14 protein-coding genes are annotated in these 11517 nt (G+C 41.9%); 8 read left to right on the forward strand and 6 right to left on the reverse strand.

Annotation, left to right across the window (positions count from 1 at the left end):
• Positions 1-33: 33 nt before the first annotated feature.
• From VFM80_RS08560 to VFM80_RS08585, 6 genes are read right to left on the reverse strand one after another with little or no spacing between them, the layout of a single operon-like run.
• Positions 34-474: an MnhB domain-containing protein gene (locus VFM80_RS08560; protein ID WP_395071411.1), complete on the reverse strand. Its 441-nt coding sequence runs from the start codon at positions 472-474 to the stop codon at positions 34-36.
• Complete coding sequence (gene mbhE, locus VFM80_RS08565; RefSeq protein ID WP_395071412.1) at positions 464-778, reverse strand: hydrogen gas-evolving membrane-bound hydrogenase subunit E; 315 nt, start codon at positions 776-778, stop codon at positions 464-466. Before mbhE ends, VFM80_RS08560 begins: the two co-directional genes overlap by 11 nt.
• Positions 775-1020, reverse strand: a complete 246-nt coding sequence (locus VFM80_RS08570; protein ID WP_395071413.1) for a Na(+)/H(+) antiporter subunit B — start codon at positions 1018-1020, stop codon at positions 775-777. Before VFM80_RS08570 ends, mbhE begins: the two co-directional genes overlap by 4 nt.
• Complete coding sequence (mnhG, locus tag VFM80_RS08575; RefSeq protein ID WP_395071414.1) at positions 1020-1361, reverse strand: monovalent cation/H(+) antiporter subunit G; 342 nt, start codon at positions 1359-1361, stop codon at positions 1020-1022. The genes VFM80_RS08570 and mnhG overlap by 1 nt, the downstream gene beginning before the upstream one ends.
• Positions 1342-1623, reverse strand: coding sequence for a monovalent cation/H+ antiporter complex subunit F (locus VFM80_RS08580; RefSeq protein WP_395071415.1), 282 nt, complete (start codon positions 1621-1623; stop codon positions 1342-1344). Before VFM80_RS08580 ends, mnhG begins: the two co-directional genes overlap by 20 nt.
• Positions 1623-2183: a Na+/H+ antiporter subunit E gene (locus VFM80_RS08585; RefSeq protein WP_395071416.1), complete on the reverse strand. Its 561-nt coding sequence runs from the start codon at positions 2181-2183 to the stop codon at positions 1623-1625. Before VFM80_RS08585 ends, VFM80_RS08580 begins: the two co-directional genes overlap by 1 nt.
• 472 nt (positions 2184-2655) lie before the next feature.
• Here VFM80_RS08585 and VFM80_RS08590 point away from each other — a divergent pair, with 472 nt between their 5' ends.
• The 8 genes from VFM80_RS08590 to VFM80_RS08625 all read left to right on the forward strand — a co-directional run.
• A complete protein-coding gene (locus VFM80_RS08590) occupies positions 2656-3243 on the forward strand; it encodes a LemA family protein (RefSeq protein WP_395071417.1) in 588 nt (195 codons plus the stop codon).
• A 78-nt stretch (positions 3244-3321) separates the two neighbouring features.
• Positions 3322-5238, forward strand: coding sequence for a M48 family metalloprotease (locus VFM80_RS08595; protein WP_395071418.1), 1917 nt, complete (start codon positions 3322-3324; stop codon positions 5236-5238).
• A 250-nt stretch (positions 5239-5488) separates the two neighbouring features.
• Positions 5489-7510, forward strand: coding sequence for an NADH-quinone oxidoreductase subunit L (gene nuoL / locus VFM80_RS08600; RefSeq protein WP_395071419.1), 2022 nt, complete (start codon positions 5489-5491; stop codon positions 7508-7510).
• Between the two features lie 17 nt (positions 7511-7527).
• Positions 7528-9138, forward strand: a complete 1611-nt coding sequence (locus VFM80_RS08605; RefSeq protein ID WP_395071420.1) for a complex I subunit 4 family protein — start codon at positions 7528-7530, stop codon at positions 9136-9138.
• 4 nt (positions 9139-9142) lie between these two features.
• A complete protein-coding gene (locus VFM80_RS08610) occupies positions 9143-9427 on the forward strand; it encodes a 4a-hydroxytetrahydrobiopterin dehydratase (RefSeq protein ID WP_395071421.1) in 285 nt (94 codons plus the stop codon).
• A 9-nt stretch (positions 9428-9436) separates the two neighbouring features.
• A complete protein-coding gene (locus VFM80_RS08615) occupies positions 9437-10891 on the forward strand; it encodes an NADH-quinone oxidoreductase subunit N (RefSeq protein ID WP_395071422.1) in 1455 nt (484 codons plus the stop codon).
• A 127-nt stretch (positions 10892-11018) separates the two neighbouring features.
• Positions 11019-11267 (forward strand): CopG family ribbon-helix-helix protein, encoded by a 249-nt coding sequence (locus VFM80_RS08620; protein ID WP_395071423.1) that lies wholly within the window; start codon positions 11019-11021, stop codon positions 11265-11267.
• A partial coding sequence (locus VFM80_RS08625) for a type II toxin-antitoxin system VapC family toxin (protein ID WP_395071424.1) occupies positions 11248-11517 on the forward strand: 270 nt, incomplete at its 3' end. The genes VFM80_RS08620 and VFM80_RS08625, both read left to right, overlap by 20 nt.

Below are 11517 nucleotides of genomic sequence, written 5' to 3' on the forward strand. Positions count from 1 at the left end.
GTAAACCAATACGCATAATGTCCCATAAAGAAATCAAGCATAGTCTTCTCCTTTTACCATATTATCATAGATCAATACGAGGACGGTCATTACGGTGAGTCCAATTCCTAGTTCAACAATCAAAATACCCCAATAGCGCAGGTCTGCAGCCTCAAGTCCCGGGATGGGAAGTTGTTCGTAGTCGAGGAAATATCCACCCATTATCATGGCTAAGAGGCCGGTCCCGAAATAAATAACTACACCGAGTGCCGCATATGGAGTGGCTAAATAATCTTTGAATTGCAGGTTAGCAATTTTTGTGCCACTGGCAATGCGAATCAACAGGAGGGAAGCGGCTAATAAGGTGCCGCCTTGAAAACCTCCACCGGGAGAATAGTGTCCGTGGAAGATCACATAAAACCCAAATACCATGATATATGGACTTAAAAATCGGGTTCCCAATAAAATGATGGGGCTTGAAGAACTATCCGTCATTTTCTTCTCCTTCCTTACGGTTTCTAAGTAACAAGACTACAATAAGCCCTGCGGTGAAGATCACAATTTGTTCACCCAGAGTATCAATACTACGATAGTCACCTAAGATCACTGTTACGATGTTAGGGGTGTGGGCATCATTGTAAGCCTCTTGGATATAGTAGTTGCCCGGCACTACCGTACCTGTCATGCTTACTTCCTGATTCATCTGATTATCAGGATCTCCACGATATGGCAAATCTGCCGCTGCAAAAAGCAGTACAAGGGTAAACGCTATGATCAAAAGTAATTTTAGATACTTCAATCTTCTGTTGTATAAGTGGTTCGGTAAATTGCGACGACTAATAAAATCCCTGTCACCCCGGCCCCGACAACTGCTTCGGTAAATCCAACATCAACGGCGCCCATGGTGGTAAATAATAATGCCATAAGGAAGCTGAACATGGTTAACATAACAGATGCTACCAACAGATCTTTAGACTCCAGCGCAATGACGGCCGTGATCAGTAAAAAGATGAATAATATAAGTTCAAGTTCCCAGTACATCAGCCTTCCGTTTTGTCTTCTTTTTGTTCAGGAAAAATGGGGTTAAGTCCTGCATTCAGTGCAGCCCGGGCCAACGCATGGGCTCCAATGGGATTTGCCAACAGGATAAAAAGTAATATCAGTAATAATTTTCCACTGTTGATCGTAAGCCCTTCAAAGATCATGAGTCCGATAATAACAAGCATCATCCCTAGCGTATCACTTTTACTGGTGGCGTGGGTTCGGGAGTAGAAATCCGGCAGGCGAATGATACCCATACTCCCAATCAGCAGGAAGAAAATCCCTGCAACAACAAAAACGATGGTTAATATGGAAGTGAAATCAATCATCAAACCGGACATTTATACTTTTGGATGAAAAATACTTTGCAATGGTAAGGGAGCCTATAAAACCTAAAATAGCATAGGCTAATGTGATATCGATAAACATATCTATGCGCCCAAATACATAACCGATCAAACAAATGAGTACAATGGTTTTGGTGGCTATAGCATTAGTTCCAACCAGTCGGTCAAAAACCGTAGGGCCTTTAACTACGCGATAGGCAGGTACGGCAATAATAGCGGTCAAAACAACGGCAGCATAGAGGAAAAATGATTCCATTAACTAAATTCCTCCTTGCTATGTATTACTTCAAAATCTGTAACCACGGTATGCATTTCGTTGGTGAATAATTTCAAAACCTTCCGGGGCATTTCATCACTGACAATACCCTGGAAAGAAACGGGTGAGATAGAGTGTACAATAAATTCATCTCCACGAATATCTACAGTCAGAGTTCCGGGTGTTAAGGTGATGGAATTACCGAGAATCACTTTGCAATGTGGATTAGGGTAATTCACTTTAAATTTAACAACGGACATCTTAATTGGGAGAGATGGGCTCAATAAAATTTTTGCGACATGAATACCTGAAACTACGATTTGTAGCAATAGCCATCCAAAATACCAGGGCATATAAAAAAATCGCAGATCTTTAATGACATCGGTTTCCCCTTCAAAGTACGTATGCTTTTTTAGCCGGTAATTGATAGCCATCACAACGCCCACGCTAAATATACCCATGAGGGTATGAGTAAGATCAAAAAATCCACTCATAATATACCAAAAACCCATCAGGGTAAGGAAAGAAACGATCGGACTTTGAACAGAAAATGATTTCAAAATTCTGATGAATTAGGGTTAGTGGATTTTTTAATGGCTTCAAACATACAAATTCTAAGAATTACCCGAAATGAAAATCGATGGAATATGAAGTCTATATTATATAGCCGGTTTTATAAAACTTTTAAAGAGCATTGCAAACAACGTTATGAGTAACGCATGAGTTCCTAAACTCTTTTTTGGTAAAATAGTACCTATTTAATTCTTTAAAAAATAATTTGAGAAATGTTTTAGTGTTGAGGCGTTTAAAGATTGTAAATAAGAGAAGGAGATGTGGTCTCGTTCCCAACGCTCCGCTGGGAATGCCACGGCAGACTACCGGATTGAGTGATCAGTTTAGGGATCGCCCGTCACAATGAGTTAAAAACCATGGATATAAAAAACAGCATTTGCACCCCAACTAACAACTTGTATATTCTGTGAGAACAAAATTTAGTTTTAAAAAAGACATTCACTAAACAAATTAAAAACTATGACTGCAATAATTATACTTGTAATCATCCTGGTTATTGTAATTGCCTGGTCGGTTAGTATTTATAATAAACTGGTTACGCTCAAAAACCGCCTAAAAAATGCATTTGCTCAAATTGACGTTCAGCTAAAAAGACGTTACGATTTGATCCCAAATCTGGTAGAAACCGCAAAATCATATATGGAGCATGAGCGTGAGACCCTGGAAGGAGTTATTCAGGCCCGAAACCAGGCGCAGCAAGCCGAACAGAAGGCTGCCGATCAGCCCGGTGATCCCGAAGCCATGCAAAACCTGATGGGAGCTGAACAAACATTGACAAGTTCATTGGGCCGATTATTTGCTCTCTCTGAAAACTATCCCGATCTGAAGGCTAACCAAAACATGATGCAGCTTTCAGAAGAGCTTACATCTACGGAGAATAAAGTCGCATTTGCACGTCAGGCTTTTAATGATGCCGTAATGAATTACAATACCTATCGTGAAAAATTCCCCAATGTGCTGTTTGCAGGTGCCTTAGGATTTTCTCCGGCTCAGCAGTTCAAAATCGATTCTCCTGAAGAGCGTGAAGCTCCTAAAGTCTCATTTTGATTTGCATCATCTCTATCGACAAAGCAGTTATTACTGCCTTGCTCACTCAAAAAACAATATTCTAAATTAACGGTATAGATGGATTTTTTTGAAGCACAGGATCGTGCAAAACGGAATACAGGAAAGCTTGTATTTTTATATCTGCTGGCTGTTGTTGGTATTGTGTTGTCGGTGTACCTGGTCGTAATGGTTCTGTTCTATTCACAGGGTGTATCAGGTTCAATTTGGAATCCGGGATTACTCTTAGTTGTCAGTTCTATAGTATTTATGGTGATAGCTGTAGGAACACTATTTCGGATTGCTCAGCTTCGGAAGGGTGGCTCAGCCGTTGCTGAAATGTTGGGTGGTCGAAAACTGGAGCCCTCAACAACCGATCTGGCTGAAAAGCAGCTTATGAATGTTGTTGAGGAAATGTCAATCGCATCGAGCCTTCCTGTGCCGGACATTTATGTTCTTGACAACGAAGAAAACATCAACGCTTTTGCTGCAGGGCTTACCACTCAGGATGCGGCGGTGGGAGTAACCCGGGGTGCTCTCGAGCAGCTCAATAGGGATGAACTACAAGGTGTTATCGCACATGAATTCAGCCATATTTTCAATGGAGATATGCGTCTTAATATTCGCTTGATCGGCATCCTCAACGGCATTCTGCTTATACATATCATGGGGATGATCGTTATTCGCAGTATGTTTTATTCGGGCGGAATGAGGGTGAAAAGCAGTAAGGATAATAATGGAGGTGGTAAATCTAAATTAGTGATCCTGCTTTTTGGGTTGGCACTGATTGTTATTGGATATATCGGAATGTTGTTTGGGAGAATGATACAATCGGCTATTTCAAGGCAGCGAGAATACCTGGCCGATGCAGCAGCGGTTCAATACACCCGAAACCCGGATGGCTTGGCCGGGGCACTCAAGAAAATATCACAAAGTGCTAATGGAGCAGAAATTCAGGATGGTCACTCCATGGAGATGAGCCATCTTTTCTTTGCGAGCAGCTTTAGTTCCTTTTTTGATAAACTTTATTCTACACATCCACCCATTGAAGAACGTATTAAAGCCATCAGTCCTGCACTAAGTGGAAGTAACAGCAAGAGAGTAAAAAACATCCGGCAAAAATTTCAAGAAGATCATGTTTCCGGTTTGAAACAAAAGTCTGAATCAGGAGTAGCCGGACATCCGGCCCTGACACCGGAGGTTATTCTTGCAACCATCGGGACACTCAATGGCAATAATGTAACTCGAGCCGGTAAACTGTTGCACGAAATTCCCGATCCTCTAAAAAAGGCTGCCCATGAACCCCTTACTGCAGAAGTGCTAATTTATGCATTGCTGTTAACAGCAAGTGACACCAAAGAAGAAACTGTTCCCGAATGGATTGATAATGAGCTTGAGGAGGGTATGGCCAAGCAGTTGCAAGAATTGATCTCACACCTTATCAAAGGGGAGAGAAAGTGGCATTTACCTTTGGCTGAATTATCTTTTCCTGCATTACGAAAGATGAGCGACACCCAGTACAAGTCCTTCCGGGAAATGGTTAGAAAGCTTGCACATGAAAGTGAAAGCATCTTCTCATTTGCAGTTGAAAAGCTTATTGAGAGACAACTTGATACCGCTTTCACCAAAACAAAAGACCCTGAAATTCGCCATCATCATCTTAAAACGCTTGGGGAGGAAATTTCTATACTGCTTTCTGCGCTGTCATATGTTTCTGATGAAGATCCGGAATCTGCCTGGCAGGCAGGTCTTAAGCCTATTCAAAAAGTGATACCCGGGAATGTTCGTTTATTGCCTGAAGATCAATGTGGAATTGACCAACTCGACGTAGTTATAGATGAGCTGGCGGCATCGGCAAATCCGGTGAAAAAATATATCGCGAGTGCTATGATACATTGTGTTGTAGCCGATAAGAAAATCACAATTCGAGAAAAAGAGCTATTGAGAGCGATCACGGTTTCTATAGACTGCCCGATTCCATTAGGCGCGATGGATTAGATAGGGGTTTTGAGGAATGAGAATACCATGATGCAAGCTTTAGCAGAGAGTGATATTTTGCAATAAATTGAAATAGAGCCAAAGTCGAAAAATGTTACAATGTTCAATATTCTTCCATACCCTAAATTCCTTAAAATTCATCCAAAACGCTCTTTACCTTCCTAAAGTTTTTTGTATCTTTGCCATCCATTTCGGAGCCGTGGTAGCCGCGGTTACATTATTTTTATCGTAAACAAATAAAGTTTAATAAATGGAATCCGCTACGGCGTTGTTTTCTCTCATTATTGCTCTTCCATTAGCCGGCTTTTTGATCAACGGGATCATCGGGCTATTCGCAGAGAACTATCGAAATAAGAAACAGTTAATAGGCATTATCGCTAATGTGGCTGTTTTTGTTCCCTTTCTGATCGCAGTTTATTTCTTTCTAAACCTCAACGCCGATTCTGATGCGGTGGTTTACAAGCTGTTCACATGGATGGAAGTAGGTAGCTTCAGTGTTGATATTGCCTACCGTCTCGATCAGCTTTCAATTTTAATGACCCTTGTGGTTACCGGCGTTGGATTTTTGATCCACCTGTATTCCATGGGGTATATGGCGGATGACGAAGGCTACTGGAAGTTTTTTGCATACCTGAACCTGTTCATCTTTGCGATGCTGAATCTCGTTTTAGGTAATAACCTGTTACTGTTATTCCTTGGGTGGGAAGGCGTAGGCGTTTGTTCTTATTTGCTGATCGGTTTTTGGTATCAGGATATGGCGAAGTCAGATGCAGCCAAAAAAGCTTTTATATACAACCGTATCGGTGACTTTGCATTTTTGATCGCCATGTTCATGGTATTTCAAACTGTAGGAAGCCTGAGTTTTGATGTGATCCTTGGTAACCTGGATGCTTTTTCCAGTGAGTATATTTTTGGAATTGGTTTGCTGATGTTTATCGGAGCAACCGGGAAATCAGCCCAGATCCCATTATTTGTTTGGTTGCCGGATGCGATGGCAGGCCCCACACCGGTTTCAGCTCTTATTCACGCCGCTACCATGGTAACTTCAGGTATCTACCTGATCTCCCGAATGTCACCGATGTTTGTAATGTCGCCTGAAGTGATGTTGATCATTGCAGTTATTGGAGCGCTCACAGCTATTGTTGCAGCCACCATCGCCATTACTCAAAACGATATTAAAAGCGTGCTTGCCTATTCAACTGTATCGCAGCTGGGATATATGTTCCTGGCTCTGGGTGCCGGTGGATTTACCGCAGCGATGTTCCATGTAGTAACACACGCATTTTTTAAAGCTTGTTTATTCCTTGGTTCCGGATCTGTGATTCATGCCATGCATCATGTTGAGCATGAGTTGGAACATGATGGCAAAGAAGTTCATTTCGATCCGCAGGATATGCGCAATATGGGTGGATTAAGAAAGTACATGCCTTCCACCTACAAAACCTTTTTGATCTCTACGATCGCTATTGCAGGTATCCCGCCACTGGCCGGTTTCTTTTCAAAAGATGAAGTACTTGCAATGACTGCCAATGCCGGCGCAGGAGAATTTGGGAGCTACATGTACATGGCACTTTGGGTAGTTGGAATTATTACTGCCTTCCTTACTGCATTTTATATGTTCCGTTTAACACTCACCACATTCCACGGTGAATTCAAACTGGGGCAACGATTCAAAGAAGCTATCGGTGCAGAAAAATATTTACATGAAAGTCCCGCTACCATGACCATTCCATTATGGACTTTAGCCGGGCTTGCCACGGTTGGTGGATTTTTGGGAGTACCCAATTTCATAGTAGAAACCTTCACCCACGAAGAAGCTCATATCAATTTACTGCACAACTGGTTGTATAACGTCACCGCCGATTATGAGCTTACACTTTCTCACGGAATAGAATGGGCGCTGATGTCCGTCTCTATTATCATTGCGGTTGCCGGTGTATTTACAGCATTCAGGATGTACAACAATAATCAGCAGCTTGAGTCAGATGCAAAACTTGCTAAGCGATTTGGCGGTCTGTACCAAACTTGGCAAGACAAGTATAATCTTGATGAAGTATACGAAGGGTTGGTTTCTCGTCCGCTGGTGAGATTTTCAGATAAAGTACTCGCTGTGTTCGATATGAAAGTTGTGGATGGTTTTGTAAACGCTACTGCCGGAACGGTCAGGTTATTTGGCAGCTTGTTCCGCTATGTTCAAACCGGTGTGGTATCAAGTTATGCGCTGGCATTTGTGATCGGCGTAATTGTAATTCTCTATTTAATGGTAATGTAATTGTCACAAATTAGTTGATGGAAACACTTTTAAATATCGTTATTTATTTACCACTGTTAGGAATTCCGCTGATCCTCTTGATCAAGAATGAAAACTCCAGAAAGTGGATCGCTCTGTTGGTGACTATCATTACCTTCCTGGCTTCGCTGCCGCTTATGTTCGGCTTTGATGTAGCCAATTCCGGTACTGCACAGTTCTTAACCGAAGGCGGCCGTCTCATGGAATCCCTGGATATCAAATATTTGGTAGGCCTGGATGGATTAAGCTTGTTGCTTTTCATGCTGACTACCTTTATGGGACCGATCGTGATCTTGTCATCCTGGAATTCCGTAACAAAGCATTTAGCAGGATACCTGAGCATGCTGTTGCTCCTCCAAACCGCTTCGCTTGGAGTTTTTGCTTCTCTGGATCTGATGGTGTTTTACGTATTTTTCGAGCTTTCACTGATTCCGATGTATTTCCTTATTGGGATCTGGGGTGGAGCCGGACGAATCCAGGCTACTGTTAAGTTTTTCATTTATACGCTGGTAGGTTCACTCATCATGTTGGTTGGGCTTATCTATTTAGGATATGATGCCGGCGCAGCAATGGGAGGAGGTGTTAGTTTTACCACCGACTGGAGATTCTTATCCAGTGATATCTACACGATTGGACTTGTTGAGCAAACCTATTTATTCCTCGCTTTTGCACTGGCTTTCTGTATTAAAGTGCCACTGTTTCCATTCCATACCTGGCTGCCATACGCTCACACCGAAGCTCCTACAGCAGGTTCCGTGGTACTTGCAGCCATTATGCTGAAGATGGGTACTTATGGTTTGATCCGCGTTTGTCTGCCGATCTTCCCAAATGCCTTTATGGAATTTGCTCCATGGATGGCCACTCTAGCTGTGATTGGAATTATATATGGTGCACTCGTGGCTATGGTTCAAAAAGATGTTAAGAAATTGGTTGCCTATTCATCGGTTAGTCACCTTGGCTTTGTGGTATTGGGAATTTTTGCTCTGAATACCGTTGCCGTACAGGGTGCGATCATTCAGATGATCAATCACGGACTTTCAACCGGAGCATTATTCCTTATAGTTGGAATGATCTATGACCGACGTCACACACGTATGATCAAAGACTTTGGCGGTATTGCTAAAAAGATGCCGGTATTTACGGTAATGTTTATGATAGCTACTTTGGCTTCTATAGGACTTCCCGGCTTGAATGGATTCGTTGGAGAATTTCTGATTTTAAACGGCTCCTTCTTTTCCGAACTGTATAACAATAAAGTTTTTGCAATACTTGCGACTACCGGTGTTATTCTGGCTGCGGTTTACATGCTATGGATGTTCCAGCGCGTGATGTTCGGCCCGCTCACTAATCCTGAAAATGAAAAATTAGTTGACCTGAATGGCCGTGAGATCGGGTTATTGGTTCCTTTGGTGATCTTTATGTTTTGGATCGGAGTTCATCCCGTAGATTTTACAAAGTATTCTGAAGCTCAGGTTACAGAATTGATCGAAGCTTCGGAAGCAAAAAGCGTAGCCGTTTTGGAACAAGCTCGCAATGAAGAGTTGCCTAACTGGACCGCAAAATTTTATGATGTAAGTGAATCAGAATCACAATTAGCGACAACCAAATAAGATCATGGCACAACCACTTTCCAAAAATGATATTCAAGAAGCGTTGGGTTCTCTGAAAGGATGGGAATTTGGCGATGACAAGATCAAAAAAGAATTTGAATTTAATGACTTCAGCGAAGCGCTCGGATTTATAGTTCGGGTTGGTCTTGAAGCTGAGAAACAAGTACATCATCCTGAACTTTTCAATGTGTATAACACCGTGAAAATTCAGTTAAGTACACATGATGCCGGAGATAAAGTCACTCAAAAAGACTTAGATCTGGCTAAAGCAATAGAAAGCGTTTTATAAAATTAGCGAATGGATTATTTAGGCGATATACAAGCTTTTTTACCCGGAGTCATCACCGCCGTAGCCGGTTTGGTGGTTGTTGTTGTGGAATCTTTTAAGAAAGAAAGCCTCCTCAATTTCTGGATCACAGCACTTTCTTTGGTGGCTGCACTTATAGTAAGCATGCAAGCCTTAGATACTAATCTGGATACCGCATTTTCAGGAATGTTGGTTTATGGAGGTCCTGTAGCATTTGGTAATATGATAATATTGGCCGGAGCTGTTTTCTGTGTCTTTATATCTGAGGATTATCTTAGAGGTATAGGACACTATTATGGTGAAACTTATGCACTCATTTTATTTGCAACTACAGGGATGTTAGCCCTTGCCGGATCTAATGACCTGATCACATTATTTGTAGGACTTGAAACAATGTCCATCTGTTTATATGTGATGGCAGGGTTGATCAAGGATGAAAAGTCAGGTGCAGAATCAGCATTGAAGTATTTCCTATTGGGAGCTTTTTCAACCGGATTTTTACTTTATGGTATGGCCCTTCTTTACGGTGCCACAGGAACAACGACTATCCCTGAAATTGGAGCGGCAGCCAGTACTGATCTTCTGTTCCTTGCCGGTACCGGACTATTACTTGTAGGATTTTTATTCAAAATCTCAGCAGTGCCATTCCATATGTGGACTCCAGATGTGTACCAGGGTACCCCAACCACACTTACCGCTTATTTTGCAACGGCATCTAAAGCCGCGACATTCATTGCCTTTATACTTGTGCTTTCAAGAGCATTGCCAATTATGGAAGGCCTGAACTGGCAGTTGGTGTTAAGCGTGATTGCGATCATCACCATGGTGTTTGGTAACATCATTGCACTCGTTCAGGATAATGTGAAAAGAATGCTGGCTTACTCAAGTATTGCTCACGCCGGCTATGCACTTGTTGGTTTGGCAGCAGGAACTATTGAAGGATATAGTGCAGTACTTTTTTACCTCTTTGCATATACCATCATGAATGTTGGAGCCTTTGGAGTGATCGCTTACTATGAGCGTAACAAAGGCTTGGATTTCAACCAGGTTCAAAATCTCGCCGGTTTAGGCTACAAAGAACCGCTGATGGGTATTTCACTTTCCGTATTTTTATTCTCGCTGGCAGGAATTCCTCCTTTGGTAGGTTTTGTCGGTAAATACTATGTGTTTGCGGCTGCCATTAATGCGGAGATGATCGGGTTAGCCATTGTTGGTGTGTTGGCCAGTGCCGCCAGTGTGTATTACTATTTACGAGTGATGGTTTATCTCTACTTCAGAGAGGAGCATCAACCCATTCAATTGTTTTCGCCAACACTTCTCTACAAAGGCACTATTGCTATTCTTGCAATACTTACGCTTTACTATGGTGTTGAACCCTTGCTTCCCGGAGAAGGACTAATGGATATTCTGAATACATTCGGTGGATATTCAACTCCATCCATGTAGAACACTTTAGGTTATAATTTTTAAAACCCTGCTTATTATCGCAATAGGCAGGGTTTTTTAGTATCAGAGATAAAGTGTTGAAGATTTGGGAAAAATGTAATACATTTTGTAAAACAATAAATTTAATATGAGATCCGTACGATTACCCGAAGATATCGATAAAGAATTAGAGAGCTTGGCAAATCAAAAGAAAGTTTCTCGATCTGATATCATAAAAGAAGCTTTGGTGGAGTATATGGCGAAAGAAAAAAAATATAACAAACCCTTTGAGATAGGAGCCCGCTACTTTGGAAAGAACGGTAGTGGAGAGAACGATCGTTCTACCACCTATAAATCCAGAATAAAATCGAAGATCCGTGACAAGCGCTCTGATTGACGCCGGCCCTATAATAGCTCTGTTCGATAAAGACGATCAGCATCATCAAAAAATGATGAAGTTTATGAAGAGCTTTGAAGGCCGGTTGATCTCTACCTGGCCGGCACTTACCGAAGTCTCTTATATGCTCGACTTCAACAAACAAACCCAACTTGATTTCATTGATTGGGTAGGAGAAGGAGGGATCGAACTTTACAACCTGGAGCAATGGCAACTCATTAAGGTCAGGGAAGTCGTTGAAAAGTATAAC

Source organism: Gracilimonas sp., from assembly GCF_035704785.1.
Taxonomy (GTDB): domain Bacteria; phylum Bacteroidota; class Rhodothermia; order Balneolales; family Balneolaceae; genus Gracilimonas.